The organism is Leifsonia shinshuensis (genome assembly GCF_031456835.1).
Classification (GTDB): Bacteria; Actinomycetota; Actinomycetes; order Actinomycetales; family Microbacteriaceae; genus Leifsonia; species Leifsonia shinshuensis_C.
The window spans coordinates 1,761,714-1,787,601 of record NZ_JAVDVK010000001.1; the positions used below are offsets into that span (position 1 = coordinate 1,761,714).

The following is a 25,888-nucleotide window of genomic DNA, read 5'->3' on the forward strand; positions in this document are numbered from 1 at the left end:
GCGCGCCCCGCCGCAGACGTAACGCGGCGCAGCAGTCACCGCCAGGTGCGCGCCGCACGGCGCCGCGGCGCGCGGCGCAGGCGGCTACAGCGTCTGCCAGGACGGCTTGTTCGCGTAGGCGTACCGGTAGTAGTCGAGGTTGCGGAGGCGGGAGGCGGCGGCCTCGTCGACGAGCACGGTGACGTGCGGGTGCAGCTGGATCGCCGAGCCCGGGTTGGATGCGGACACGGGCCCCTCGACGGCGCCCGCGAGCGCCTCCGCCTTGCCCTCGCCGAACGCGAGCAGCATCAGGTGGCGCGCCTTGAGGATGGTCGACAGGCCTTGCGTGATGCAGTGCATCGGGACGTCGTCCTCCGACGCGAAGAAGCGCGCGTTGTCCTTGCGGGTCTGCTCGGTCAGCGTCTTCACGCGGGTGATCGACGCGAACGACGACCCCGGCTCGTTGAAGCCGATGTGCCCGTCCGTGCCGATACCGAGCAGCTGCACATCCACCCCGCCCGACTCCGCGATGGCCCGCTCGTAGTCGGCGCCCGCATGCTCGATGCCGTCGAGCGAGCCGTTCGGCACGTGGATGAGCGACGGCGTGAGCCCGAGCGGCTCGACCACCTCGCGGGTGATGACGGCGCGGTACGACTCGGGGTGGCCGGCGGGCAGGCCCACGTACTCGTCGAGCGCGTAGCCGCGGACGTGGGACACATCCACACCGCGCTCCCGGATGCCGCGCTCCAGCGCCCGGTAGACGGCCAGCGGGGTGGATCCGGTGGCCAGCCCCAGCACCGTGTCGGGCTTGGCGGCGATCAGGTCCAGGATGCTGCGCGCGGCGAGGTCGCCCGCGGCGTCCTGGTCGCGGACGACGACGATTTCGGCCATCAGTTCTCTCCTACGAGTGCCGCACCGAGGGCGGCGACGGGGCTTCCTTCGGGAACGAGGCGCACCCTCCCGGGCAGGTCGAGCGACGCCAGGAAGGGCGACGTGCGCTCCCAGTCGTGCAGCACCTCGTGGACCTCGCCGAGCAGGCGCTCCCCCAGGTGGCTCAGTCCGCCCCCGATCACCACGGTGGCGGGGTCGACGGTGAGCACGAGGACGCGCACCGCGGCGGCGATGCCCACCGCCAGCCTAGCGGCGATGGCCCGCGCGGCGGGGTCGCCGCGCTCCGCGGCGGCGTAGAGCGCGCGCACCGGGAACGGGTCGTCGGTCGGCCACTGCCGGGCGATGCCGGAGCCGCTGGCGAGCGTCTCCAGGCAGCCACGCTGGCCGCATGCGCACAGCGGGCCGTCCGGGTCGACGGGCAGATGCCCGATCTCGCCGGCGATGCCGGTGCTGCCGCGCCACAGGCGTCCGTCGACGACGATGCCCGCGGCCATCCCGGTGCCCAGGTTGAGGAACGCGACCGTCCCGGTGAGGCCGAGCAGGTGCGACGCGCCGAGAGCCGCGGCCTTGACGTCGTTCTCGACGCGGACGCCGACGCCGAGGCGCCCCGCGAGCATCCCTCCGAGCTCCAGTCGGTCGAGCCCGAGGTTGACGGCGTGGGCGACATGGCCGGATGTGGCATCCACCATCCCGGGGATGCCGACCCCGATCGACTGGAACCCGCCGGGCGCGAGGCCCGTCAGCTCGCCGAGCCGCGACACCGCGGCGACGGCGGTCTCCACGACGGCCGCGTGCCCGAAGCCGGTGGGGAGGCGGATGCGTTCCGCGAGCGCGCCGGACTCGTCGACGGCGACCGCGTCCGTCTTGGTGCCGCCGATGTCGATGCCGAGTCTCACGACCCGCGCCCGAGCAGCGAGAGCAGGGCACGCCCGACCAGGCGCGAGGCGCCGAACGTGGCGATGTCGGCGTAGGCGCGGTCGTCGCTGGGCCAGCCCATGTCGACCACGAGCACCTCGTCGCGTTCGGCGCGGAGCCGGTCGATCGCGGCGCGCGCGAACGCGTGCCGGTGGTTGTCCTTGCCGATCACCAGCACCGGCGACTGCGCCGCCAGTACGAGGTCGGGATGGTCGCCCTCGGTGAAGAGCACCGTCGGATTCGCAGCGAACTGAGCCGCCTCGGGGTCCGCCGGTTCGGCCTCCAGCACGGAGAACGGCCCCCACGGGGCGCTCCCGACGGCGATGTTCGCGACCGTGTCGATGCGCACCACGGAGAACCGGCCCCCGCCGTGCCGCCGCAGCCACTCCCGCGCGTGCGGGCTCACGTCGAACGCGCGCTCCGCCGCCTCCGCATCCTCCCGCTCCAGCGCCTCCGTACACTCGACCCCCTCCGCCCCCTCCGTCGAGTCCGCAGAAAGTGCACGCGACACGCCGCCCGAGCGTGCACTTTTCGTGTACTCGACGGTGGGGGATGGCGCAACGGATGCGGCGGATGCGGCGAGCGCGCGCACGCGGGCGGATGCGTCGGCGACGCGCGACGGCGCGAGGCGGCCGGCGGCGACGGCCGCGGCGATGGCGTCCTCGATCGCGGCGAGCTGCGCGTCCGTGTTCTCCGTGCCGATGCACAACAGGTCGCAGCCGGCGGCGAGCGCGAGCACCGCCGCCTCCGGGATGCCGCGGTCGCCGCTAGCGCCGTGCATGTCGAGGGCGTCGCTGACGACGACGCCGTCGAAGCCGAGCTCGCCGCGCAGCATCCCGTGGACGATCGCCGGGCTGAGCGTCGCGGGCAGGACGGCGTCGAGCTGGGGCAGCAGGATGTGCGAGGTCATCACCGCGCGCGCCCCGGCGGCGACGACCGCCCGGAACGGCACGAGCTCCCGCTCGCGCAGCTGCGCCGCCGACAGGTCGACCACGGGCAGCTCCAGGTGGGAGTCCGTCCCGGTGTCGCCGTGACCCGGGAAGTGCTTCGCCGCGACCGCGACCCCGGCCGACTGCAGCCCGCGCGTCCAGGCCGCCCCGTGCTCGGCGACGACCTCGGGGTCCGAGCCGAAGCTGCGCACGCCGATCACCGGGTTGTCCGGGTTGGAGTTGATGTCGATGTCCGGAGCGAAGTCGAGGTTCACGCCGGCACGGCGCAGCTCCTCGCCGACCCGGCGCGCGACCCGCTCCGTGTAGTCCGGGTCGCCCAGCCGGCCCAGGATCGCGTTGCCGGGATACGGCGAGCCGCTCTCGTAGTAGAGCCGCGTGACGTCGCCACCCTCCTCGTCGATCGCGACGATCGCGTGCGGGTTGGCCTCGTAGATCGCGGACGTGAGGGCGCGCAGCTGCTCGGCCGAGGCGATGTTCTGCCCGAACAGGCACACGCCGCCCAGGCCGTCGCGCAGTCGTTCCGCCAGCCAGCCGGGCAGCGTCGTGCCGACGAAGCCGGGCAGCAGCGTCGCGGCGATGCTGCGGCGCAGGTCCGGGTCGGTCAGTGCGGTGTCGGCGACGGAGGCGCCGCTCACCCCTTGACCGCCCCGCTGACGAGGCCGCTGGTCATGCGGCCCTGCACGATGAGGAAGAAGATGATCACCGGCACCGCGACGAGCGTGGATGCCGCCATCACCTGGCCCCAGTCGGTCGCCCGCGAGGCGGACTGCTGCACGAAGCCGCGCAGCCAGAGCGGAAGCGTCGCACTGCTCGACTGCGGCAGGATGACGAGGGCCACCGTGAACTCGTTCCAGGCCTGCAGGAACGCGTAGACGCCGGAGGCGACGAGGCCGGGCGCAAGCAGCGGGAAGGTGATCCGCAGGAACGCCTGCGTGCGGCTGAGACCGTCCACCATCGCCGCCTCCTCGAGGTCGGCGGGGATGCCGGCGACGAAGCCGCGCAGCATCCAGATGGTGAACGGCACGACCGCGGCGATGTACAGGATGCTCACGCCGACGACCGTGTTCAGCAGGCCCAGCGTGCCCATCAGCTTGTACTGGGCGATGAACAGCCCCTCGGCGGGGAGCATCTGGATCAGGAGCACCGCCAGCACGAACGACCGCCGCCCCCGGAACCGGAACCGGCTGATCGCCAGCGCCGCGAGGAACGCGAAGGCGAGGCAGCACACGACCGTGATCAGCGCGACGGCGACGCTCATCCCGAGCGCCGGGAAGAACGTGCCGCCCTGCACGACGGCGGCGAAGTTGTCGAACGAGCCGCCGAACGGCAGCCAGGTCGGCGTGCTGTTCTGCAGGATGACGTTCGGCAGCAGCGACGAGTTCACCATCCAGTACACGGGGAAGACCCAGATCAGGGCCAGCACGATCCCCAGGGCGCCGAGCAGCACGCGCGAGACGCGGATGCGGCGGCGGGAGCGCACGCGGCGCACGGGCGCGCCGGGCTCAGTGGTGGCGGTGCGGGCGGTCGTCGAGGCGGTCACGATTCGTCCTCCTTCAGCAGGTGGCGCACGTAGAACCAGCTGAGGGCGACCGTGAGCACGAGCACGAAGACGCTGACGGCGCTGGCCATCGCGAAGTCGCTCGAGCCGACGCCGAGCTGGTAGATGTAGGTGCCGAGCAGGTTGGTCTCGCTCGCGATCGAGCCCTTGTCCTGCAGCAGCTTGATCTGCGCGAAGACCCGCAGGTCCCAGATGATCTGCAGCAGCAGCACGATGCCGAGCACGGGCCGGATGATCGGCAGGATGATGTAGCGCAGCCGCTGCCACCCGCGGGCGCCGTCCATCTGGGCGGCCTCCACGACCTCCGTCGACACCTGCGTCAGCCCGGCGTAGATGGAGAAGGCGACGAACGGGACGCTCATCCAGGTCACGATGACCATCGCCACGAAGAAGAACGACAGCGGGTTCTGCAGCCAGTTGTGGTCCTGGAAGTCGAGGCCCCAGGACGTCAGCACGTAGTTGACGACGCCGCGGCGCCAGTCGAACAGCCAGTTCCAGACGGTCATCGCGGCGACGACCGGCATCGCCCAGGCGAGCAGCAGGGCGACCTGGAGGATGATGCGGACCACGCGGTTCACGGCGTTCATCAGCAGCGCTGTACCGACGCCGATCACGACCGTGACGGCGGCGGTCACCAGGCAGAAGGCGATCGAGCGGGCCACGACGACCCAGGTGTAGCCGTCCGAGAACAGCGTGATGTAGTTCTCGAACCAGACGAAGTCGGCGGGCTTCCCGAACTGCTGGGCCAGCCCGAAGTGCTGCATGGAGGTGATCAGCTGCCAGACCACCGGGTAGCCGAGGGCGACGAGCAGGATGACGATGGCCGGCAGCAGCAGCGTGTACGGCGTCAGCCTCCCCCGGCGACGGCGCGGGGCGTCCGGTGAGGGCGGGGGCGGCGCGGCGACGGCGATGCGGGTGTCCTCGGTGGCGGTCACGGGCGTCCTCCTTCCGGTGATGTTCAGAGTCTGAGGGCAGAGGCGAGGGCGCGGAAGGGGTGCCTCCGCGCCCTCGCCCCGGTGGATGGATCGGCGTCAGCTCTTGACGTTGAGCAGCGCGTCGATCTTCTTGTCGTACTCCTGCGCCAGGGCCTTCAGGTCGGACGCGTCGCGGATCTTGGAGAAGAACTCCTCCATCACGTTGCCCGCCTCGACCGACGCCCATCCGGGAGCCGCCGGGGTGAGCTTGGAGTTGGACGCGGACTCGATGAGCGCCTTCGCGAACTGGTCGTCGCCGAGCGAGGACGTGTACTTCGCATTGGCCGGGCCGAGGCCGTTCTTGCCGAGCATCTCCTGGTACTCCTTCGAGAAGATGATCTTCAGGAGGGTCTTCGACAGGCCCGGCTCCTTGGTCTTCGCCGAGATGCCGATGTTGGAGCCGCCGGCGAACACCGGGGCCGGCTTGCCGTCGTTGCCCGGAAGCACGTAGGTGCCGAAGGTGGCGTCGTTCCAGGTGCGGACCGGCTTGCCGTCCTTCTCCGACAGGTCGCCGATCGACCAGTGCGCCCATCCCGGGGCCATGATCGTCGCGGCGGCGAGCGAGGTGTCACCGGTCTTGGTGCCGTTCGCGTCGACCGTCTGGTCGGTGTCGTTCAGGTAGATGTACTGGTTCGAGTCCTTGGCGTCGTTCGGCGCCTTGGATGCGTTCTTGTACAGATCCTGGAGCTGCTGCAGGCCCTTCAGCGACTCGGGCGACTCGAGGGTCGCCTTCCACTTGTCGCCGTCCTTCTTCGCGATGTCCCCGCCGTTGGCGAAGATCCACGAGATGCCGTCGCGCCAGTCCTGGCCGCCGAGGAAGAAGCCGGAGAAGTTGTCGATGTTCTTCGGGTTCTTGGCCGTGATGTCGGCCACGGAACTGTTGAACTGGTCGAGGGTGGTCGGGACGCTGACGCCGGCCGCCTGGTAGACGTCCTTGCGGTAGAACATGTAGCGCGAGCCGAAGTAGTACGGCAGCGTGTAGTTCTTGCCGTCGACCTTGCCCGCCTCGACGAACGACTGGAGCAGGTCGCTCCCGCCGAGGTCCTTGTACATGTCGGAGATGTCGAGGAACGCGCCGACGTTGGTGAACGTCGGGGACTGCGTGTTGCCCATCTCGGTGACGTCCGGGGTGTTGTTGGCGTCCGGGAGCGCGGTGGTGAGCTTGGTGACGATGTCTCCCCAGTCCTGCTGCTCGATCTTCAGGGTCGCACCGGTCTCCTTGGCGAACTCCGTCTTGAGGTAGTTGCGGAGGGCGTCCGGGGTGTCCGAGCCGACGAGCCAGAGGGTGACCGTCTTGCCCTTGCCGTCGGTGCTGGCTCCGGTGGAGCCTCCCGACGCGCATCCGGCGAGCACGAGAGCGGAAGCTGTGGCCACTGCGGCGAGGCCGACGAGCTTTCTCTTCATAGCACTGTCCTTTCGTAGGGGTGGGGCTTTGGTTGTGTGGGACTTTCGAGGTGAACGGTGTTCGAGGTGGTCAAGGGGCATGCTGTGTCACGAGACCCCGAGTCGTCCGGAGAGGACGAGAACGGCCGCGCCGCGCAGGACGATGTCCTGCCCCTGCGTGGTCATCCGGAGGGACAGGTCGGCGTGGTTCTCCGCCATCGTCCGGTTCCGGAGCGTGTGGACGGTCGCCTCCGCGAGGGGGCCGTCGAGCAGTTCGGTCGGGCCGCTGAGCACGATCTCCGACAGGTTGAGGGCGCCCACGACGGGTGCGAGCGCGATGCCGAGGCGCTGACCGGCTTCGCGCAGGATGGGCGTCGCATCCATCCCCGCCTCCGCGGCGGCACGCAGGCCGCGCTGCAGCTGCGGGACGCTGAGCCAGTGCTCGAGCACCTGGTCGCGGTTGTACGTGGTGTCGAGCCCGAGGTCGGTGCCGACCATGACCTGGCCGATCTCCCCCGCGGCGAAGTGGCTGCCGTACACCAGCGCGCCGGCGACCAGGAGCCCGGCGCCGATGCCGTGCCCGACGCGGATGAGCATCATGTCGCCCGCCGCTCCCCCGTAGGTGTGCTCGGCGAGGGCCGCCGCGTTGGCGTCGTTCGCGACGACCACGGCGAGGCCGGTACGTGCGGCGAGGTGCCGCTGCAGGGCGAGGTCGCTCCAGCCGAGGTTGGGGGCGGTGAGGATGGTGCCGGCGAGGTCCACGACGCCGGGCGAGCCGACGCCGACGCCGAGGATGGGAGCAGTGGAGGATGCGACGAGCCGGTCGACCAGCTCGTCGACCTTGGCGAGCGCGGCCTCGCCGGTCGCGGGGACGCCGCCGTCGTCCGCGAGCATGACCTCGGCGGAGGCGATGATGGCGCCGTCGAGGTCCATGACCGCGCCGCGGAACCGGTCGTGGTCGCTGAGGTCGACGCCGACGATCTGGTGGGCGCTGCGGTTGATGTCGAGCAGGACGGCCGGCTTCCCCGGGCGGGCGGACTCGCGCTGGCCCAGCTCGATGACGAGCCCCTCGGCGAGCAGCTCGGCGACGAGATCGGAGACCGTGACGCGGGTGAGTCCCGTGTCCCGGGCGAGGTCGGCCCGGCTGCGCTCCCCCGAACGGTAGAGCGTCTGGAGCACGAGCGACCGGTTGTGACTGCGGGCGTGCTCCGGGAGCACCTTGGCGCGCGGCCGGAGCACCCGCCCCGGGCCCAGCCCGCCGGTGCTTCCCTGCACCTCCGTCGTCGTCATGTTTGTTAGTAAAGCTTACGAACAAATGAATTGCAAGAGACGAAACGAAGTCGTTACATGAGCGGCGGAATAGGCTCCGAGCATGACCGACGCATCCACCGCCGTCCCGGCGCCCCGCACACCATTCTCGCTCACCGGATCCCGCGCCCTGGTCACCGCCGCCAGCCGCGGGCTGGGACGGGAGATCGCGCTCGAGCTCGCCGGCCAGGGGGCCGACGTCATCCTCGGGGTCCGGGATCCCGAGGGGGCGGCGGACCTCGTGGCCGAGCTGCAGGCCTTCGGCGTGACGGCGACGGCCATCAGGATGGACGTGCTCGACCTGGCCGCGTGCCGCGCCGCCATCGACGCGGTCACCGCGGAGCTCGGTCCGATCGACATCCTGGTCAACAACGCGGGCGGCGGCATCGACTCCCCCGCGCTCGAGGTGACCGAGGAGGATTTCGACCACGTCTGGCAGCTCAACACGCGCTCGACCTTCTTCGTGTCGCAGCATGTGGCGAAGAGCATGCGGGCGAACGGCGGCGGCGCGATCGTGAACGTCGCCTCGCAGGCGGGACTCGTCGCGCTGCCGGGCGAGGCGTCCTACTGCGCGGCGAAGGCGGCCGTCGTGCACCTGACCCGCTGCCTGGCCGTCGAGTGGGGCGAGTACGGCATCCGCGTGAACGCCGTCGCTCCCACGTTCATCGAGACCGACGGCACCGCGGAGGCCCTCTCGGACGACGCGTTCCGCGCCGACACCGTCGACCGCATCGCCGCGCTGCACCGCATCGGGCAGCCGCGGGAGGTCTCGGGCGCGGTCGCCTTCCTGGCGTCGCCCTCCGCATCCCTCATCACGGGCCAGACACTCGCGATCGACGGGGGCTGGACCGCGCGCTGACCCCCGTTAACGATTCGTGCCAAATGTCGCTTCCCGCGGCGCGGGAGCCGACATTCGGCACGAATGCGTCAGGCGGGGGTCAGCCCAGGCGCGCCTTCAGGTTCTCGCTGATCGCGTCCAGGAACTCCTCGGTGGTGAGGAACTTCTGCTCCGGGCCGACGAGGAGCGCGAGGTCCTTCGTCATCTTGCCCTGCTCGACCGTCTTCACCACGACGTCCTCGAGGGTGTGGGTGAAGTCGATGAGGTCCTGGTTACCGTCGAGCTTGCCGCGGTGCGCGAGGCCGCGCGTCCAGGCGAAGATCGAGGCGATCGGGTTCGTCGAGGTCGGCTTGCCCTGCTGGTACTGGCGGTAGTGGCGCGTCACGGTGCCGTGCGCGGCCTCCGCCTCGACGACCGAGCCGTCCGGCGTGGTCAGCACGGAGGTCATGAGGCCAAGCGAGCCGAAGCCCTGCGCGACGGTGTCGGACTGCACGTCGCCGTCGTAGTTCTTGCAGGCCCAGACGTAGCCGCCCTCCCACTTGAGGCTGGAGGCGACCATGTCGTCGATGAGGCGGTGCTCGTAGGTGAGGCCGGCCGCGTCGAACTTCTCCTTGTACTCCGTGTCGAAGACCTCCTGGAAGAGGTCCTTGAAGCGGCCGTCGTAGGCCTTCAGGATGGTGTTCTTGGTCGAGAGGTAGACCGGGTACTGGCGGTCGAGGCCGTAGTTGAACGACGCACGGGCGAAGTCGCGGATGGACTCGTCCTGGTTGTACATCGCCAGCGCGACACCCGCGCCCGGGGCCTGGTAGACCTCGAAGCTCTGCGCCTCGCCGCCGTCGTTCGGCTGGAAGCTGATGCTGAGGGTGCCCGGGCCGTCGAAGGTGAAGTCGGTGGCGCGGTACTGGTCGCCGAAGGCGTGACGGCCGATGACGATCGGCTTGTTCCAGCCGGGGACGAGCCGCGGGATGTTGGAGATGATGATCGGCTCGCGGAACACCACACCGCCGAGGATGTTGCGGATCGTGCCGTTCGGGCTCTTCCACATCTTCTTCAGGCCGAACTCCTCGACGCGCGCCTCGTCCGGCGTGATGGTGGCGCACTTGACGCCGACGCCGTGCTTCTGGATGGCGTGGGCCGCGTCGATCGTGATCTGGTCGTCGGTCTCGTCGCGCTTCTGGATGCCGAGGTCGTAGTACTCGAGGTTCACGTCGAGGTACGGGTGGATGAGCGAGTCTTTGATGGCCTTCCAGATGATGCGTGTCATCTCGTCGCCGTCGAGTTCGACGACGGTCCCGTCAACCTTGATCTTGTCCATGGTTCTCCTGAGTCTGTGCCGTTTGAGCCGACGACAGCTTACCTGAGCCGGAGAACTATCTTGACATCGAGACACTTTCTCTCGGCGGATGGTCGGCTGGGAGGGAGCTATGCCCCGATCGGGCACGCAGGATACGCTTTCGTCATGGCTGAGTTGAGACTGGAAGAGTTGAGCGCGCGGACTGTCGTGGCGGCCAACGCGCTGACACTGAAGCCGGGCCAGGAGCAGTTCGTCGCTCCGGTCTCCTACTCGGCGGCGGCAGCCATCCCCGACCCCAACACCTCGTGGCAGCGCGTGGTGCTCGACGGCGACGACGTGGTCGCGTTCATCATGGGCAGCTTCGACCCGAACGCCGAGCACGAGGAGTTCAAGGCGATCCTCTGGCGCATCAACGTCGACGCGGACGACCAGGGCCGCGGCATCGGCACCTTCGCCGTGCGCGCCCTCGCCGACGAGGCCCGCGCTCGCGGGCACCAGCGCCTCTACGTCATCTGGGAGTCGGGCGAGCTCGGTCCGGAGCAGTTCTTCCTGCGGAGCGGTTTCCAGCCGGTCGGCGAGACGCAGTACGGCGAGACGATCGGTGCCCTCGACCTCTGACGCGGAGCCCGGGGACGGCGACGCCGCCGGATCCTTCGTGGAGCGCGTCCTCGACGTCGTGGACTCGATCCCGCCCGGCCGCGTGATGACCTACGGCGACGTCGCGGCGACGCTCGGCTCCCGTGCCGCCCGGATGGTCGGCCAGATCATGGCCTATTACGGCTCCGATGTTCCGTGGTGGCGCGTGGTCCGGGCCGGCGGGCATCCACCGGCGAACCACGAGCACATCGCGCTGCAGCACTACCGGGCCGAGGGCACGCCGCTCCTCGGCGGCGGAACGGTCGCGTACCGGGTAGATTTACGGGCGGCCCGCTTCGACGCCGCGCGGGATCATCCCTCCGACCGATGATTCGCTCAGTTCCGTAGTGTTCACTCGTTGTCGGAACCCTGTCCTTCTGTCACCTGGAGCTGCCGTGCCCCGCATCCGTACCGCCGGAGTCATCGCGACGATGTCCGCCCTCGCCCTGGCCCTGTCCGGATGCTCCGTGCTGACCGCGTTCTCGCCGCACGTCGAGTCGGAGATCTTCGACACGGCGAAGGACATGAAGGCCGCGAAGACCTCCACTTTCGGCTCTCCGACGTTCGTGCCCGACGACGCCACGATCATCCGCGTCGACTACGACACGCAGGACGGCTCGGCGATCATGACGTACTCCTCGAAGGCCCACGTGGCGCCGGGGACGTGCGCCAAGGAGGTGCCGATGCCGAAGCCGACCATCCAGGACAGCTGGTGGCCGGTCGACGGGCTGCCCGCGAAGGCCGGTGACTGCGGCGGCGGCTGGTCCGGCTTCGCGATCGGCGACCAGGTCTACGCCGCGAAGGCCCCGGCCGCGAAGTAGCCGCCCGCCGGCCGCCGGCTACGCGTGCACCGGAATGGTCAGCTCGATGATCGTGCCGAGCCCCTCGACCGAGCGCACGTCCGCACGGCCGGAGACGGCCTCCACCCGGTCCCGGATGCCCTCGAGCCCGCCGCCCGGCTCGATCCGGGCGCCGCCCTGGCCGTCGTCCTTCACGACGACCGTGACCGTCGCATCCGCGCGACTCACCGCCACGGAACAGTTGCGCGCGCGCGAATGCTTCGCGGCGTTCGCCAGGCACTCGGAGACGCAGTAGTAGATGGTCTCCTCGACCACCTCGGGCAGCCGTTCGTCGAGGTCGACCCGTACCTCCACGGGCAGGTGGCTGCGCATCCCGAGCTCCTCCAGCGCCGAGCGCAGGTCGCCGTCGCTGAGCACGGTCGGGTGGATGCCGCGGGCCAGCTCGCGCAGCTCGCGCAGCGCATCCGCCAGCTGCTCGGACGAGCGCTGCAGGTCGCCGGCGAGTTCCTCGTCGCCATGGGCCTCCGCCTTCGACGTCGCGATGCGCAGGCTGATCGCGAGGGAGACGAGCTGCTGCTGGCTGCCGTCGTGCAGGTCGCGCTCCAGTTGCCGGCGGGCCAGGTAGCCCTCCTCGACGATGCGCAGCCGCGACTCGCGGAGCTCCTGGATGGTGCGCTCCAGCCGGGCGCGCAGGCGGTCGTTGTCGACGGAGAGCAGCAGCGCGGAGGAGACCGCGTCGAGCAGCCGGTCGTCCTGCGTCAGCGCGACATCGTGCTCGATGAGGGCGATCGGCCCCTGGTCGGAGTCGATGGCGAGCGTCGACCTTCCGGGCCGGGCGGCCGGTCCGGCCTCCGGCGTGGGACGGCCGTCACTCGTCTGGTAGCGCTGCAGCGGCTCATCCCACCAGAACACCCGTAGGGAGCTGTCGTGCAGGGTGCGGGCCAGACTCGACTCCCAGAGCGCGCGGTCGACCTTGTCGCGGGCGACGATCACCAGGTCGGCGACCCGGGAGCGCAGACCGCGGGCGTAGAGGACCCCACCGACGAAGGCGGGAGGGATGAGCGCGATCGCGACCGGCGGGATGAACTGCAGCCAGCCGCCGTTCCAGCCGAGTGCGAAGCTCAGCGAGTCCTGGACGGTGCCGTAGCACCACAGCAGGATGGCCAGCGGCATCACGAACGCCACGCGGCGTGCGGGGAGGGAGCTGGTGAACCACCGGGCGATCAGCCGGGCCGCCACGGTGAGCATCAGGGCGAGCCCGACGAAGCGCCAGCCGAGGCCGAGCCAGTAATCCGCTGCGTCGCTGGGCAGCACCGCGTAGGCGTTGGGCGCGCAGCCGCACTCGGACGGCTCGGGCGACGAGAACAGCAGGATGCCGCCGAGGCGGATGGCGAACGCGATCGTCACCACGAGCACCACGACGCGGTCGAACCGGGCCCGGAGCCGGCCGGTCGGGTAGCAGAGCACCAGGATGCCGACCAGCACCGCCCACAGATCGGTGACGCCCGCCACCCACGGCCAGACCCATCCCCACTGCCGCACCAGCGGGTACCAGGCGCCGGCCGACCAGAACACGGCGGCGAGGACCATCAGCCAGCCGGGGACCCAGCTGCGCACGAGGCGCCAGGCGACGACGGCGCAGACGACGTAGTCGAGGGCGACGGTGACGAAGACGATGGCCCAGCCCGCTCCCGAGGGCCGCGGACCGTAGTCGTTCGTCATCGCGCTGACCACCTGGGCCAGCACGTTGGAGGCGACGGCCACGGTCACGGCGAGCGCGCGCAGCGCCAGCCGCAGTGCGTGCGGGCGCGCGCTCCCGGGCCGCAGCGTCTCGACGGCGCCCAGGTCCTCGCGCGCGGCGACCACGGGTCAGACGTCCCGGCCGAGGAAGCGCAGCACCGCTAAGACACGCCGGTGCCCTTCCGCGGAGTCCTCCACGCCCAGCTTGGCCATGATGTGGCCGATGTGCGACTCGACCGTGCGGAGGCTGAGGTGCAGGTCGCCGGCGATGCCGACGTTGGACTTGCCCTCCGCCATGAGCCGCAGCACGTCGCGCTCACGCGACGACAGCGCCTCGACCGCCGCTTCGGAGGAGCGCGCGTTCACCAGCAGCTGCACCACCTCGGGGTCGACCACCGAGCCGCCGCGCGCGACCGTGCGCACCGCGGTGACCAGCGTGTCCGCATCCGCCACCCGGTCCTTCAGGAGGTAGCCCGTGCCGCTGCCGGCGCTCATGGCCCGGATCGCGTACGTGGCGGTCGTGTACATGGAGAGCAGCAGGATGCCGGCGCGCGAGCCGTCCGCGCGGAGGCGTTCCAGCGCGCGGAGGCCCTCGTCGGTGTGCGTCGGCGGCATCTTGATGTCGAGCACGATGGCGTCGACGTCCCCGTCGGCGCGGACGGCGTCCAGGAGCTCCTCGGCGGTGTCGACGGACGCGACCACGTCCATCCCGCCGGCGCGCAGGATCTGCCCGATGCCCTCGCGCAGCAGCACTGCGTCGTCGGCGACCGCCACCCTGAGCGCGCGAGAACTATCTGTCTGTCCCCCGCTCACGCGCTTACCTTAGCAGGCTGCGGATCGCCTCACCGGTCAGTTCCTCCTTGTTGATGAACCCCTCCGCGCCGCTGTCGGCGACCCGTCGTCCGTAGTCGGTCGCCGTCCGGCTGGAGGTGAGCACGACCACCGCCCCGGTCGCGTGCATCGTCGCCACGATGTCGAACCCGCTCGCGTCGGGAAGGCCCACGTCGAGCAGCACGAGGTCGGGCGCCAGCCGGCGGCTCAGCTCGATGCCCCCCGCCGCCGTCGCACTGTCGCCGACCACGGTGAACCGCTCCAGACGGAGCAGCTCCGCCACCTGTGTGCGGAACCGCTCGTGGTCGTCGACGATCACTACGCGGGGGCCCATGTCCCCATCATCACCGCGCGGACCCCCTCGATCATCCGTGCTTCCACGCATTCGGAATGAGGTGACCCCCCGGATGCGGGGCATCCCCGGCAGGACGAACATATGAGACAACCTCAGCGACCCGAACGCGGAGGACGCCGACCCGGGCGAACCGGGCCGAGAACCACCGAGGAGACGGCGATGTCCATCGCGACCCGAACCGCCCGCCCGAACGGCGCCACCCGCACCCGGGTGACCGCCGGGGCGGTCGCGATGGACCCCGCCCTCCCCCGCCGCGACGCCCGGCGCGACGGCCGGCGCGACGGCCGGCGCGACGCCCCGCGGCCGCAGCCCGTCGTCGTCATCGACCTGCCGCGCGTGGCGCAGCGTTTCCGCGAGTTGCGGGCGGCCCTGCCCTGGATGGACGTGCGCTTCGACGCGTGCGCTCTGGCGCATCCCGCGCTGCTCGCCTCCCTCGCCGCCGACGGTGCCGGCTTCGTCGCGCCCCACGAGTCGGCCCTGCCCGTGCTGCAGCGCACCGGCGTCGACCCGGCCCGGGTGCTCCACGCGGACCGGTGGGCGCGCGGATCCCGACGGCGCGATGCCTGGGAGGCCGGTGTCCGGCTCTTCGTCATCGACGACGCCCGCGATCTCGACGACTTCGCCGGCGCGCCCGCCGGGGTCGCTGTGCTCCTCCGGCTGCACCCGCTGCTCGTGGATGAGGCGGAGAGCCGGGCCCACGCGCTCGGTGTGCCGGTCGCTGGGCTCTCGCTGCGGCTGCCCGGAGACGCGTCGAGCGCCCACCTGCTCGACGCGGTGGACGCGGCCATGGCCGCGCGCGCACGCATCGCGCGCTCGACCGGCCGCAGGCTGGGAATCCTCGACCTCGGCCCGGCCCTCGACGGTCTGCCCACCGCGCACCCGCATCGGCTCGCCGCGCTCGGGCGCAGCATCCGCTCGCTCGTCGCCCCGGCGACCTCGCAGATCACGGTGCTCGCCTCGGCGGGCCGCGGCGTCGCGGCGGACGCCATCACCCTCGTGACCGGCACAGCCGAGCGGTATGCCGACCCGGCGACCGCCAGCGCCCTGATCGACGCGGGCGCCGAGGTGGTCGTCCTCCGCGCCCGCCACCGCATCCCCCGCCCCGCCAGGGCGCGATCGACCTGGACGTCGGCCGGCTGAACCAACCCCTCGCCGACCGGACGCAGGCGGCGGGGACCACGGGACGGCTTCCCTGTGGTCCCCGCCGTTATTCGTTATGGCGGTGACGCGTCACGATGTGCCGGCTGCCGCGTCATGACAAGTGACGACTTCGAAGAGGGGGTGGGGATGGCCAGGCGCATCGCACGGGCGACCGGCGTGATCGTGCTGAGTGCTGTGCTCGTCACGCTTTCGACAGCATGTGCGATGTGGGGGAACGGCGGGATGGATCACCAGACGGCGCAGACGAGCAACCTGAAGCTGCAGCGCGAGTCAGCACTGCGCTTCCGCAGCGAATGGCCGAACGTGGAGGCCATCCGCTTCACGCGGGAAGGCGACTACGCGGGGTTCGGCGCGTCCTGGAGGGTGAACGCCATCGCGACCGTCGAGGGCACGGCATATCAAGTCATCATCAGCCCCGATCTGTCCGCCGCATTCATCACGGGGGCCATGCCACAGGCATCGCCGATCGGCTCCACTCCGGCACCTCTCACTCTCATCTACAGCGACGGGACGTCCGAGGTGGTGCCATGACGACCGACGAGCAATACCTGGACATCGCCAACTCGGCATACTCGGTGGATCCGTTAAGACAGGACCCGCCCCTGGCTTCCGGCACGCGCTTCACCGCCGGCACGGGCGACCACACCGAGCTCTACGAGGTCCTCGCCACCGAGAACAACGCGGCGAACGGCTTCCAGGCCATGGCGGTCGCACCGGTCGTGAACGGCCGGGTCGACAGCTCCGACATCGTCGTGTCGTACGCCGGCACCAACCCCGACCACCGGGCGGACGTGCTCGCCGACGCGCAGTCGGTCGTCGGCGACCACCAGGGCGCCGGCACGCAGGTGCTCGACGCGAAGCTGTTCGCAGAGAGGATTCGACAGTCGCATCCCGGCGCGACCATCACGACGAACGGGCACTCGCTGGGTGCGTTCCTCGCCCTCCTGGTCGCCGCCGAGAACGGCTGGTCCGCGACGGCCTTCAACGGACCCGATCCCTGGGAGTGGCTCTCGCCCGCAGCGAAGGAGCGGGTGCGGAATGACATCGCAGCGGGCCGGAATCGGCTCACGAACTACGTCAACGAGTGGGATGTCGTCGGCAACCTCTACGCCGACCGGACCGGCGCAGCGGTCTACGTCTCCGACAAGCCCGGGCGGCCGCCGCTCGACTATCACAACATCGGCAGGCGCGAGGGCTTCCGGGTCGGCCCCGACGGGTCCATCGCGGGTGCTGGTGCGAAGGGGCGACGCCTCGACGCGATCGTCGCGAACGCGCTCCATCGCTACGCGCCCGGCGTCGCGCAAGCGCTCGGTCCCGCGTTCACCGGCCTGGTCGCCGGCTTGCGCAATCCGGCCGCCATGGAGGCGCTCGGCTCCGCCTCCTCCTCGCTCATCGTGACGGTGAACTCGGTGTCCGCTCTGGCGCTCGCCGCCAGCATCGGCGGCACCACCACATCGCTCATGGACATCAAGGCGGCGAACAGCCGGCTCATCCCCCGCATGGAGGACGGGCTGCGCACCGCCCAGAACGCCGCCGCCCTGCTCCCCTGCATCACCGCACAGGACATCGCCACCTGTACCGACGTGCACCGGCTGCACGTGCACCAGAACATCGACGAGGACGCCGTCCGCCACGTCGACCGGCTCGTCAGTTCCCACATCGCCCGGGTCGCGGACATCTCCGACGGAATCACCCGCTCCGTGCGGCACACGATCGAGCAGGACGCCCAGTGGGCACTTGCTCTCGCAACCGAGTAGAGACGGGGAAGGCGACATGACTCCCTTCGGCGGCACAGACCCGGGCTCGTTCCTCCGGGAGTTGAAGGACCGGCTCGAACGCGATGTGCAGACGGGCGCGGAGGGCGTCCAGGATTGGATCGAGGCTCAGGTGCACGGGGCGGCGGTCGGGCTGCTGCACAGCCTGCTGCCGTCACTCGTCCGGGCGAACATGGCCGCCGTGAAGGTCAGCGAGTCGGCCACCCTGCTCCCGGCCGCCGCGACGATCGACGCCGCGCTGGCGACGGCGGACCTGAGCAACACCGCGCTCGCCGGCGCCGTGGCAGACACGGTCCAGTCGGGCATCCGCGATCTCCGGTCAGCCAAGGACTACACGCGCGGAGTGAACAGCATCGCATGGTGAATGACGCACGCCTTCGCCGGCTGGACGAGCAGCACCAGCACGAGAACGAGACCGCACGGCGCCGGATCGACCTCGCGGAGACGGCCATCGCCCAGTACCGCTCACAGGTCCACCGGGTGCAGGAGAGCTTCTTCCAGCTGGCCGCGCATCACGGCGTCGCCGACGACCCCGCCTTCCGTGCCGAACTCCAGCGCCTCAGCGACGACACGGACCAGAAGGTGCACGCCGTCGGGCGGATGATCGCCGAGCTGTCCGAGGAGTACGACGCCATGACGAGACGCCAGACGGAAGCGCGCGACCTCCTCCTCGCGCAGCAGCGCGAGACAGACTGACCACACGACGGCGGGGACCCCGGGATGACCTCCCGTGGTCCCCGCCGTTCGCGTGTGCCGGCGAGCGCCGCCGGTCAGACCAGCGAGTCGCGCCAGGCGGCGTGCAGCTGGGCGAACCGCCCGGTGCCGGCGATCAGGTCGTCCGGCGTTCCGTCCTCGACAACGCGGCCGTGCTCCATGACGAGCACTCGGTCGGCGATCGCCACCGTGGACAGACGGTGCGCGATGATCACGGCCGTCCGGTCCGCGAGCAGGGTCTGCAGCGCCTCCTGGACCAGCCGCTCGCTGGGGATGTCCAGCGAGCTGGTGGCCTCGTCCAGGATGAGGACCGCCGGGTCTGCGAGGAACGCCCGCGCGAACGAGATCAGCTGACGCTGACCCGCCGAGACGCGGCCGCCGCGCTTGTTCACGTCGGTGTCGTACCCGTTCGGGAGGCCCGCGACGAACTCGTGGGCTCCGACGGCCTGCGCCGCCCGCACGATCTCCTCACGCGTCGCGTCCGGCTTGCCGAGCGCGATGTTGTCGGCGACCGAGCCGCTGAACAGGTACGCCTCCTGCGTGACCATGACGATCGCGCGGCGGAGGTCCTTCGGGTGCAGATCGCGCAGATCGACGCCGTCGATGGTGACCGCGCCGGAGCTCGGGTCGTAGAACCGCGAGATCAGCTTGGCCAGCGTGGACTTGCCCGCACCGGTGGAGCCGACGAGGGCGACGGTCTGCCCGGCCGGGATGTCGAGCGTGAACTCCGGCAGGATGACGCGGTCCTTCTTGTAGGCGAAGGTCACGTCGTCGAAGCGCACGTGGCCCTGCGCCGACCAGAGGTCGACCGGCTTGACCGGGTCCGGCACGCTCGGCTCCTCCTCCAGGACGCCGGAGATCTTCTCCAGCGCCGCGGCGGCCGACTGGTAGGAGTTGTAGAACATCGCCATCTCCTCCATCGGGTCGAAGAACCGGCGCGTGTACAGCAGCACCGCGAGCAGGACGCCGATGGCCAGCTGGCCGTCGGCCACCCGGAAGCCGCCGACGAGCAGCACGACGCCGACCGTCACGTTGCCGATCATCACGAGCCCGGGGTCAAAGATCCCGAACAGCTGGATGACGCGCGCGTTGACGTCGCGGTACTCCTCGACCAGCCCGCCGAACTCCTTCTCGTTGCGCTTCTCCTTGCGGAACGCCTTGACGGCGCGGATGCCCGTCATCGTCTCCACGAAGTGCACGATCAGCTTCGCCGACGCCACCCGCGAGACGCGGAACAGCACCTGCGAGCGCTTCTGGAACCACCGGGTCAGCAGGTACAGCGGCACCAGCGACGCGAGCAGCACGAGTCCGCTCTGCCAGTCGAGGGTGAACAGCGCGATGGCGATGAACAGCATGTACAGGACGCCCTGCACGAGCTGGTTGATGCCGGAGTCGAGCAGTTCGCGGATGGAGTCGAGGTCGCTGGTCTGGCGCGAGATGATCCGGCCGGACGTGTACGACTCGTGGAACTCCAGCGAGAGCTTCTGCGTGTGCAGGAACACCCGCTTGCGCAGGTCGATCAGGATGGCCTGGCTGATCCGCGCGCTCAGCACCGTGTACCAGGCGATCAGCACCGCGCCGATCACGCCGGTGATCAGGTAGGCGACGCCGGCGGCGGCCAGCGGGAACCAGTCCTGCTTCAGCAGCGCCGGCAGGCCGTTGTCGATGCCGTACGCGATGATCGCGGGCCCCGCGACCTGCGCGGCCGTGCTCACCACGACCACGATCGCGGTCAAGACCAGCCGCATCCGCATCGGGTGCAGCAGCGAACCGAGCAGCCGGAGCGAGCGGCGCCGGACCTGGCGGCTCTCCGCCGCGTTCAGGTCGTTGCGCTCCTCGCCCTCGACACCGAGGACAGTCGTCGTGCTCACAGGTTCACCTCCTCGAGGATCTCTTCGTTCTCGTCGTCCTCCAGGCTGGAGATGACGAATCGGTAGTGCTCGCTGCTCGCGAGCAGTTCGTGATGGGTGCCGACCGCCGTGACGCGACCGTCCTCCAGCAGGGCCACCCGGTCGGCGAGCATCACCGTGGAGGGGCGGTGCGCGACGATCAGGGCCGTGGTGGAGGCGAGGACGCGGCGGAGCGCGGCCTCGACCAGCGCCTCGGTGTCGACGTCGAGCGCGGACAGCGGGTCGTCGAGCACCAGGATGCTCGGGTTCGCCGCGACCGCACGGGCCAGCGCGAGCCGCTGGCGCTGACCGCCGGAGAGGCTGAGCCCCTCCTCGCCGACCTTCGTCTCGACGCCCTCCGGCAGGTCGTAGACGAAGCCGGCCTGGGCGACTTCCAGCGCCTCCGTCAGCACGCGCTCCGCCTCGCCCGAAGCCGGGTCGAGGTCGTCGCGGCCGAGCAGGACGTTGTCGCGCACGGAGGCCGAGAACAGCGTCGCGTCCTCGAACGCCATGGCGATCGCCTTCCGCAGGTCGTAGCGGGTGAGGTCGCGCACATCCACGCCGTCCACCTTCACCGCGCCGCCGGTCACGTCGTACAGGCGGGTGGTCAGGGCGGTGAGCGTCGACTTGCCGGAGCCGGTCAGGCCGACCAGCGCCATCGTCTCGCCGGGACGGACGGTCAGGCGGATGCCGTCGAGCAGATCCGGGAAGCGCTCGGGCGAGTCCTGGTAGCGGAAGTGCACGTCGTCGAACACCAGCTCACCGCGCGGGTCGGTGATCTTCGCAGGCGTGGCGGGGTCCGTGATCGTGTTGACCTCGTCCATCACCTCGAAGAAGCGGTCGGCGGCCGTGCGGGTGTCGAAGGTCATCGACAGCAGGAAGCCGATCGACTCGACCGGGAACCGGAGCACCGTGGCGGTCGCGAAGAACGCTACGAGCTCACCGACGGAGAGCTGGCCCTGCGCCGACAGCCAGACGCCGACCACCAGGCAGATCGCGAATGCGACGTCGGGGACCAGCAGCAGCCACAGCCAGATGCCGGCGATCGCCTTCGCCTTCTCGATCTCGGTGCCGCGCAACTGCTCTGCCTGCGACTCGAAGCTCTTCAGGGCGTGCTTGCCGCGGCCGAACGCCTTGAGCACGCGGATGCCGTGCACCGACTCCTCGACCGCCGTCGCCAGGTCGCCCGCCTGGTCCTGGCTGCGGCGCGCCACGATCGAGTACTTCTTCTCGAAGACGAAGCCGTAGATCCAGAGCGGCACGGAGCAGACCAGGAAGATCAGCCCGAGCAGCCAGTTCCAGCCGATCAGGATGGCGAAGCCGACGATGATCGTGACCACGTTGACCACCAGCAGCACGATGCCGAACGACAGCCAGCGGCGGATCATGCTCAGGTCGCTGACGGCACGCGACAGCAGCTGCCCGCTCGGCCAGCGGTCGTGGAAGGCGACCGGGAGGTCTTGCAGCTGCTCGTACAGCGCGTTGCGCATCCGGGCCTCCACGTGGGTTCCCGGGGTGAGCACGAACCAGCGGCGGAGGGAGATGAAGACGGCCTCGGCGGCGCCCAGGCCGACGACGAGCAGCGCGGCAGGCCACACGGCAGCCGGGTCGCCGTCCGACAGCGGGCCGTCGACGAGCCACCGCAGCACCTGCGGGATGCTCAGGGCGACCAGGCTGGCGAGCAGCGCGGCGACCATGCCGAGCACGATGCGGGGCGCGGCGGACTTGGCGAAGGGCAGGATGCGCAGCAGGGTGCGCGCCGTGCTCTTCCGCGGGGAGTCGTTCTTCTTCTGTGCCGGGGCGACAGACATGGGTGTTCCGTTTTCTGTGAGTGGTCCGACGAGAGTCGGCGGCGACAGCGCGGAGGAGTCGCCGAAGGGCTGCCGGCGGTGGCAGACCTTGTGAAAGACGCGGGCGCGACGAGCGCGCGGCTGGGGCGGGACCTACCGCCCGGACGGTCGGGTGGTCGCCACGAGGGCGGCGACGGACCCGGGCACGGTGGTCTTTCGTGCGGTCTCGATCGTCGTCATGGCGTCCTCCCAGCCTCGATGAATGCGTCCTGTGTGCCGCAACAAGGCAGCCCTACAGGATATTGCCAGGTTGAGCCGGACCGCAAGATTTTTTTCTCACGTCCGGCCGGCGGATCGGATGTCGGACCCCACGCGTACCGTGACGCTCATGCGTCGAGGAGTTGTCGTCGTGCTCTGCCTGGTGCAGTTCGTGGATGTGCTCGGGGTCACGAGCGCGACGACAGCCATCCCGGCGATCCTCGCGGGGCTGGGCGCGTCTCCCTCGGCGGCCGGTCCGCTCGCCACGGTGTACGCGATGTTCTTCGGCGGCGTCCTCATCCTCGGAGCCCGGCTCGGCGACCGTTACGGCCACCGGCGGATCCTGCTCACCGGCATCGGGTTGTTCGGCGCGGCGTCTGTTCTCGGTGCGACCGCGGGGGCGTGGGGCGGCGCCGGGCTCGCCGTCGTGCTGATCGCGCGTGCGCTCCAGGGCGCTGCCGCCGCCCTCTGCGTCCCGTCCGCACTGCGTCTGCTCCTCTCGGCGACGCCCACCGAGGATCGCCGCCACGCGGCGCTGGCGGCCTGGAGCGCTACCGGTGCCGCGGCCGGCGCGTCCGGTTTCCTCGTCGGCGGCCTGCTCGTCCAGACGTTCGGCTGGCCGGCCGTGTTCTGGGTGAACCTCCCGCTCGCCGTGGGTCTCGCCGCCTGCGTCCTGGTGGCCGTGCCCTCCACACGCGAACACGTCGACCGACGTCCACTCGACGTGCCCGGCGCGGCCCTTCTCATCCTCGCCGTCATGGCGGTCATCGCCGGAGCCGCGTGGATCGAGCAGGCGGAAACCCGCGCCCTTGGCGCTGTCGCCGTCGCGCTCGGCGCGGTGCTCGCCGTGCTGCTCGCGGTGCGGCTCCGCACGGCGCGATCGCCGCTCATCCCGGCGGACGCCTTCCGCTCCCGGCGGCTGCGCCACGGCACGACCCTGTCGTTCGTCAACACGGCCACCACGAGCTCCACCGCTGTGCTCGCCACGCTCTACCTGCAGGAACGCCTCGGCCTCGATCCGGTCGCGACAGGCCTCACCCTCATGGCCCTCAGCGTGGCGGTCGTCCTGACGTCCACCTCCACCCGTGCTCTGCTCGGACGTCTCAGCGCCTACACCGTCAGCGGCGTGGGCATCGGGACGATCGCGCTCGGCTGCCTCCTGCTGACGCTGACCGTCGGCTCGTGGTGGGGAATCCTGGCCGGTGTCGCACTCGCGGGCGCCGGCCTCGGACTGTCGTCGGTGGCGGCGACGACCATCGGGACGAGCGTGCCGGAGGAGCTGGCCGGAAGCGCCAGCGGCATCCTCAACACCGGCGCACAGCTGGGGACCGCACTCGGCACCTCGGTGCTCATCCTCGTCGCGTCCTTCGGCGGCGTCGGCGCCGGCTGGCTGGGCGCCGCGGTGGTCGCCGCACTGACGGCCGCCTGGTGCGTGCTGCCCCGGGCCAGGCGCGAGGAGGCCGCGCTCAGCGGATCCGGATCGACAGGCAGGTGACGCAGCCCTCGAGCTTCTCGAACTCGGAGATGTCCACCTGGATGACGGTGTAGCCCAGGCTCTCGACCAGGGCGACGGACTGCGGTGCGGACGAGGACATCAGCACCGTGTCCTCCGCCAGCACCACGACTGCGGTGCCGTGCGCCTCGGGGACCGGCAGGAAGCGCTCGAAGATGCGCGGCTCGTCCACGATGGGCTCGTAGCCGATGACCGTGCCGTCGGGCAGCGCCGTGACGGCGGTCTTCAGGTGCAGCGCCTTGGTGACCGGCACCGCGACGACGGTGTAACCGAGCCGCGAGGCGATGGCCCGCAGCTGACGGACGCCTTCGGCGTTGGTGCGGCCGCCGCGGCCGACGTAGACCGTGGAGCCGACCTTGAGCACGTCGCCGCCCTCGAGGGTGCCGGGCTCGACGATGCGCTCGAGGCGCAGGCCCTGCGCACGCAGTGCGGCCTCGGTGCCCTCGGGCTCTGCCTGGCGGGACTCGGCGCCCGGGCGCGTGATCACGGCGGTGTCGCCGAGCACGACGGCGGTGTCCTCGACGAACACGGAGTCGGCGAGACGGTCGGCGCTCGCGACCTCCACGGTCTGCCAGCCGGCGCCGGCGAGAGCCGCCACGTACGCATCCCACTGCTTGTCGGCCAGCTCGGTGTCGACGGGCTCGCGCTCGATGTGGGTGGTCAGGCCGTCGGCGAGGTTCGCCGCGGGGATGCGGACCAGCGCGATCCGGCGCTCGGCGCGCTCGCCCGAGTCGATGGCGTGGAAGACGGCGTAGCCCGCCGTCGGGAAGGCGATCGCGACCGCGAGCCAGAACGGCAGATTGATGCCGATGAACGACTGGAACAGCTGCGCCCACGCGTCGCCGGAGAGCGTCACCTTCAGCACCGTGAAGAGGATGATCGTGCCGAGCGCCGTGCTCACCAGAGCGAGCACGATGCCCGTCACGACCGCGATCCAGCGCCGGTCCATCGCGCCCAGCAGCGCCGCCGCGAAGCCGAGCACCAGGGCCACCACCGTCGGCCAGCCGACGTACGGCGTCGTGTTGGCGAGCGCCGCGGAGTTCAGCTGGCTCGCCACCAGGATCACGAACGTCGAGGCGACGAACGCGATCGCGGCGACGGCGAAAGCAGCGGAGATGGATGCGGCGAGCCGGCGGCCCCAGGAAGACGTCATGGGAACCAACCTAGCGGAGCGCCGCTATGCGTTCGCTGGCTCCCGCAGCCGCGCCAGAGCCAGCTCGTCGGCGGCCTGCAGCGTGGTGATCCCGCGCTCGTCCGCCGCGCGGAAGATCTCCGCGATGGTGTCGCCGATCCGCTCGACCCGCTCCTGGGTCGCCTCGGCGGTGACACCGGCCTCCCCCATCATGTCGAGGAAGATCACGCCGCCCGCATTGACCACGAAGTCCGGTGTCCAGAGGATGCCGCGAGCGGCAAGCCGCTCCGCCCCGGAGCGGTGCGCCAGCTGGTTGTTCGCCGGGCCGACGACGGCGCGGACGCGCAGCTCGTCGATCACCCGGTCGGTCAGCACGCCGCCGACGCCCGCGGGGACGAACAGGTCGCCCTCCACGCGGTGCGCCTCCTCCGGCTCGACCCACTGGGCGCCCAGGGCGTCGGCCAGAGCACGCTTGGCGGGGTTCACGTCCGTGACGGTCAGCACGGCGCCCTCGCCGGCGAGGCGCGTGGCGATGATCGACCCGACGTGTCCGAGCCCCAGGACGGTGACCCGGCGGCCTTCCACCGAGCGCGACCCGAAGGCGCGCTCCAGCGTGGCGAGGAGCCCCGCGTAGACGCCCGCGGCGGTCGCGTCGCTCGGCTCCCCGACGCCGCCCTCCGACGGCGGCAGCCCGCAGACGTGAGCGGTGCGGGTGGCGACGACGGACATGTCCTCCGCGCTCGTGCCGACATCCTCGGCGGTCATGTAGCTGCCGCCCAGCGTCTCGACGGCGTCACCCAGGTCGAGCATCGCCTCGTACCGCTCGGTCGGGGTCAGCACCGTGCCGCGCGGGAGGTAGATGACCGCCTTGCCGCCTCCGCGGTTCAGACCCGCCGCGGAGTTCTTGAGGGTCATCCCCTCGGCCAGGCGCAGGGAGTCGGCCACCGCGTCCTGCCAGGAGTCGTACGTCCACACGCGGCAGCCGCCGAGGGCCGGGCCGAGGACGGTCGAGTGCACCGCGATGCTGATGGTGAGTCCGCTTCGCCTGCCCTTCACCACGTGGAGTGTCTCGTGGGGCAGGTCGCCGGGAAGGGGAAGTGCGGGCAGGGCGGACATCGGTGTCTCCTCGTGGGATCGCGGTGAAAAGGTAGGCGGTCTTGTGGACCGCCGTCCATTCTCCCCTGCGTCCTCGCCGGAAGCAACG

Annotated in this window: 25 protein-coding genes; 10 read left to right on the plus strand and 15 right to left on the minus strand. The window is 70.7% G+C overall.

Going from position 1 to position 25,888, the window contains the following annotated elements; all coding sequences use genetic code 11:
* Positions 1–84: 84 nt before the first annotated feature.
* From nagB to J2W45_RS08625, 7 genes are all read right to left on the minus strand, one after another.
* Positions 85–870: a glucosamine-6-phosphate deaminase gene (gene nagB / locus J2W45_RS08595; RefSeq protein ID WP_310130803.1), complete on the minus strand. Its 786-nt coding sequence runs from the start codon at positions 868–870 to the stop codon at positions 85–87.
* Positions 870–1,766: an ROK family protein gene (locus tag J2W45_RS08600; RefSeq protein WP_310130804.1), complete on the minus strand. Its 897-nt coding sequence runs from the start codon at positions 1,764–1,766 to the stop codon at positions 870–872. The genes nagB and J2W45_RS08600 overlap by 1 nt, the downstream gene beginning before the upstream one ends.
* Complete coding sequence (locus J2W45_RS08605) at positions 1,763–3,370, minus strand: glycoside hydrolase family 3 protein (protein WP_310130806.1); 1,608 nt, start codon at positions 3,368–3,370, stop codon at positions 1,763–1,765. The genes J2W45_RS08600 and J2W45_RS08605 overlap by 4 nt, the downstream gene beginning before the upstream one ends.
* On the minus strand, positions 3,367–4,278 hold the full coding sequence (locus J2W45_RS08610) for a carbohydrate ABC transporter permease (protein WP_396427114.1): 912 nt from the start codon (positions 4,276–4,278) through the stop codon (positions 3,367–3,369). The genes J2W45_RS08605 and J2W45_RS08610 overlap by 4 nt, the downstream gene beginning before the upstream one ends.
* Entirely contained in the window at positions 4,272–5,228 is a 957-nt protein-coding gene (locus J2W45_RS08615; protein WP_310130808.1) for a carbohydrate ABC transporter permease, read from the minus strand. Before J2W45_RS08615 ends, J2W45_RS08610 begins: the two co-directional genes overlap by 7 nt.
* A gap of 96 nt (positions 5,229–5,324) precedes the next feature.
* Complete coding sequence (locus J2W45_RS08620; RefSeq protein WP_310130810.1) at positions 5,325–6,671, minus strand: extracellular solute-binding protein; 1,347 nt, start codon at positions 6,669–6,671, stop codon at positions 5,325–5,327.
* Positions 6,672–6,758: 87 nt separating this feature from the next.
* Positions 6,759–7,940: an ROK family transcriptional regulator gene (locus J2W45_RS08625; RefSeq protein WP_310130812.1), complete on the minus strand. Its 1,182-nt coding sequence runs from the start codon at positions 7,938–7,940 to the stop codon at positions 6,759–6,761.
* 82 nt (positions 7,941–8,022) lie between these two features.
* On the opposite strand from J2W45_RS08625, the gene J2W45_RS08630 reads away from it, so the two are divergent.
* Complete coding sequence (locus J2W45_RS08630; RefSeq protein ID WP_310130814.1) at positions 8,023–8,817, plus strand: SDR family NAD(P)-dependent oxidoreductase; 795 nt, start codon at positions 8,023–8,025, stop codon at positions 8,815–8,817.
* 79 nt (positions 8,818–8,896) lie between these two features.
* Here J2W45_RS08630 and J2W45_RS08635 read toward each other — a convergent pair whose 3' ends face one another.
* Positions 8,897–10,111, minus strand: coding sequence for an NADP-dependent isocitrate dehydrogenase (locus J2W45_RS08635; RefSeq protein ID WP_310130815.1), 1,215 nt, complete (start codon positions 10,109–10,111; stop codon positions 8,897–8,899).
* 144 nt (positions 10,112–10,255) lie between these two features.
* On the opposite strand from J2W45_RS08635, the gene J2W45_RS08640 reads away from it, so the two are divergent.
* The 3 genes from J2W45_RS08640 to J2W45_RS08650 all read left to right on the plus strand — a co-directional run bounded on the left by J2W45_RS08640 (position 10,256) and on the right by J2W45_RS08650 (position 11,547).
* Positions 10,256–10,708, plus strand: a complete 453-nt coding sequence (locus J2W45_RS08640) for a GNAT family N-acetyltransferase (RefSeq protein WP_310130817.1) — start codon at positions 10,256–10,258, stop codon at positions 10,706–10,708.
* Positions 10,692–11,057 carry an MGMT family protein gene (locus J2W45_RS08645; RefSeq protein WP_310130819.1) on the plus strand — a complete coding sequence of 122 codons (366 nt, stop codon included), beginning with the start codon at positions 10,692–10,694 and terminating at the stop codon, positions 11,055–11,057. Before J2W45_RS08640 ends, J2W45_RS08645 begins: the two co-directional genes overlap by 17 nt.
* 64 nt (positions 11,058–11,121) lie before the next feature.
* Positions 11,122–11,547: a hypothetical protein gene (locus J2W45_RS08650; protein WP_310130820.1), complete on the plus strand. Its 426-nt coding sequence runs from the start codon at positions 11,122–11,124 to the stop codon at positions 11,545–11,547.
* An 18-nt stretch (positions 11,548–11,565) separates the two neighbouring features.
* On the opposite strand, the gene J2W45_RS08655 is transcribed toward J2W45_RS08650, so the two are convergent.
* From J2W45_RS08655 to J2W45_RS08665, 3 genes are read right to left on the minus strand one after another with little or no spacing between them, the layout of a single operon-like run.
* A complete protein-coding gene (locus J2W45_RS08655; RefSeq protein WP_310130822.1) occupies positions 11,566–13,392 on the minus strand; it encodes a sensor histidine kinase in 1,827 nt (608 codons plus the stop codon).
* 3 nt (positions 13,393–13,395) lie between these two features.
* A complete protein-coding gene (locus J2W45_RS08660; protein ID WP_310130824.1) occupies positions 13,396–14,079 on the minus strand; it encodes a response regulator transcription factor in 684 nt (227 codons plus the stop codon).
* A 4-nt stretch (positions 14,080–14,083) separates the two neighbouring features.
* Positions 14,084–14,431: a response regulator gene (locus J2W45_RS08665; protein WP_310130826.1), complete on the minus strand. Its 348-nt coding sequence runs from the start codon at positions 14,429–14,431 to the stop codon at positions 14,084–14,086.
* Between the two features lie 180 nt (positions 14,432–14,611).
* Here J2W45_RS08665 and J2W45_RS08670 point away from each other — a divergent pair, with 180 nt between their 5' ends.
* The 5 genes from J2W45_RS08670 to J2W45_RS08690 all read left to right on the plus strand — a co-directional run bounded on the left by J2W45_RS08670 (position 14,612) and on the right by J2W45_RS08690 (position 18,084).
* The gene (locus tag J2W45_RS08670) at positions 14,612–15,592 is read left to right on the plus strand and encodes a type III PLP-dependent enzyme domain-containing protein (RefSeq protein WP_310130827.1); all 981 of its coding nucleotides are present in this window, start codon (positions 14,612–14,614) and stop codon (positions 15,590–15,592) included.
* 147 nt (positions 15,593–15,739) lie between these two features.
* Complete coding sequence (locus J2W45_RS08675; protein ID WP_310130829.1) at positions 15,740–16,144, plus strand: hypothetical protein; 405 nt, start codon at positions 15,740–15,742, stop codon at positions 16,142–16,144.
* Positions 16,141–17,370 carry an alpha/beta hydrolase family protein gene (locus J2W45_RS08680; RefSeq protein ID WP_310130831.1) on the plus strand — a complete coding sequence of 410 codons (1,230 nt, stop codon included), beginning with the start codon at positions 16,141–16,143 and terminating at the stop codon, positions 17,368–17,370. The genes J2W45_RS08675 and J2W45_RS08680 overlap by 4 nt, the downstream gene beginning before the upstream one ends.
* Before the next feature lie 16 nt (positions 17,371–17,386).
* Entirely contained in the window at positions 17,387–17,752 is a 366-nt protein-coding gene (locus tag J2W45_RS08685) for a hypothetical protein (RefSeq protein ID WP_310130833.1), read from the plus strand.
* Complete coding sequence (locus J2W45_RS08690; RefSeq protein WP_310130834.1) at positions 17,749–18,084, plus strand: hypothetical protein; 336 nt, start codon at positions 17,749–17,751, stop codon at positions 18,082–18,084. Before J2W45_RS08685 ends, J2W45_RS08690 begins: the two co-directional genes overlap by 4 nt.
* A 74-nt stretch (positions 18,085–18,158) precedes the next feature.
* On the opposite strand, the gene J2W45_RS08695 is transcribed toward J2W45_RS08690, so the two are convergent.
* Positions 18,159–19,973 carry an ABC transporter ATP-binding protein gene (locus J2W45_RS08695; protein WP_310130837.1) on the minus strand — a complete coding sequence of 605 codons (1,815 nt, stop codon included), beginning with the start codon at positions 19,971–19,973 and terminating at the stop codon, positions 18,159–18,161.
* The gene (locus J2W45_RS08700) at positions 19,970–21,802 is read right to left on the minus strand and encodes an ABC transporter ATP-binding protein (RefSeq protein WP_310130840.1); all 1,833 of its coding nucleotides are present in this window, start codon (positions 21,800–21,802) and stop codon (positions 19,970–19,972) included. Before J2W45_RS08700 ends, J2W45_RS08695 begins: the two co-directional genes overlap by 4 nt.
* Before the next feature lie 337 nt (positions 21,803–22,139).
* Between J2W45_RS08700 and J2W45_RS08705 the strand changes: the two genes are divergently transcribed.
* Positions 22,140–23,534, plus strand: coding sequence for an MFS transporter (locus J2W45_RS08705; RefSeq protein ID WP_396427082.1), 1,395 nt, complete (start codon positions 22,140–22,142; stop codon positions 23,532–23,534).
* On the opposite strand, the gene ddaH is transcribed toward J2W45_RS08705, so the two are convergent.
* Positions 23,506–24,705 (minus strand): dimethylargininase, encoded by a 1,200-nt coding sequence (gene ddaH / locus J2W45_RS08710; RefSeq protein WP_310130845.1) that lies wholly within the window; start codon positions 24,703–24,705, stop codon positions 23,506–23,508. The two genes, J2W45_RS08705 and ddaH, sit on opposite strands and share 29 nt — an antisense overlap.
* Positions 24,706–24,729: 24 nt before the next feature.
* The gene (locus J2W45_RS08715; protein ID WP_310130847.1) at positions 24,730–25,800 is read right to left on the minus strand and encodes a Glu/Leu/Phe/Val dehydrogenase family protein; all 1,071 of its coding nucleotides are present in this window, start codon (positions 25,798–25,800) and stop codon (positions 24,730–24,732) included.
* Positions 25,801–25,888 lie beyond the last annotated feature (88 nt).

Excerpts from the sequence above, each read along its gene's own strand:
- J2W45_RS08665 (WP_310130826.1), bottom strand. The coding sequence starts at position 14,431 with ATGGGCCCCCGCGTAGTGATCGTCGACGACCACGAGCGGTTCCGCACA.
- nagB (WP_310130803.1), bottom strand. The coding sequence starts at position 870 with ATGGCCGAAATCGTCGTCGTCCGCGACCAGGACGCCGCGGGCGACCTC.
- ddaH (WP_310130845.1), bottom strand. The coding sequence starts at position 24,705 with ATGACGTCTTCCTGGGGCCGCCGGCTCGCCGCATCCATCTCCGCTGCT.
- J2W45_RS08715 (WP_310130847.1), bottom strand. The coding sequence starts at position 25,800 with ATGTCCGCCCTGCCCGCACTTCCCCTTCCCGGCGACCTGCCCCACGAG.
- J2W45_RS08635 (WP_310130815.1), bottom strand. The coding sequence starts at position 10,111 with ATGGACAAGATCAAGGTTGACGGGACCGTCGTCGAACTCGACGGCGAC.
- J2W45_RS08640 (WP_310130817.1), top strand. The coding sequence starts at position 10,256 with ATGGCTGAGTTGAGACTGGAAGAGTTGAGCGCGCGGACTGTCGTGGCG.
- J2W45_RS08680 (WP_310130831.1), top strand. The coding sequence starts at position 16,141 with ATGACGACCGACGAGCAATACCTGGACATCGCCAACTCGGCATACTCG.
- J2W45_RS08625 (WP_310130812.1), bottom strand. The coding sequence starts at position 7,940 with ATGACGACGACGGAGGTGCAGGGAAGCACCGGCGGGCTGGGCCCGGGG.
- J2W45_RS08630 (WP_310130814.1), top strand. The coding sequence starts at position 8,023 with ATGACCGACGCATCCACCGCCGTCCCGGCGCCCCGCACACCATTCTCG.
- J2W45_RS08705 (WP_396427082.1), top strand. The coding sequence starts at position 22,140 with ATGTCGGACCCCACGCGTACCGTGACGCTCATGCGTCGAGGAGTTGTC.
- J2W45_RS08670 (WP_310130827.1), top strand. The coding sequence starts at position 14,612 with ATGTCCATCGCGACCCGAACCGCCCGCCCGAACGGCGCCACCCGCACC.
- J2W45_RS08700 (WP_310130840.1), bottom strand. The coding sequence starts at position 21,802 with ATGTCTGTCGCCCCGGCACAGAAGAAGAACGACTCCCCGCGGAAGAGC.
- J2W45_RS08685 (WP_310130833.1), top strand. The coding sequence starts at position 17,387 with ATGACTCCCTTCGGCGGCACAGACCCGGGCTCGTTCCTCCGGGAGTTG.
- J2W45_RS08620 (WP_310130810.1), bottom strand. The coding sequence starts at position 6,671 with ATGAAGAGAAAGCTCGTCGGCCTCGCCGCAGTGGCCACAGCTTCCGCT.
- J2W45_RS08675 (WP_310130829.1), top strand. The coding sequence starts at position 15,740 with ATGGCCAGGCGCATCGCACGGGCGACCGGCGTGATCGTGCTGAGTGCT.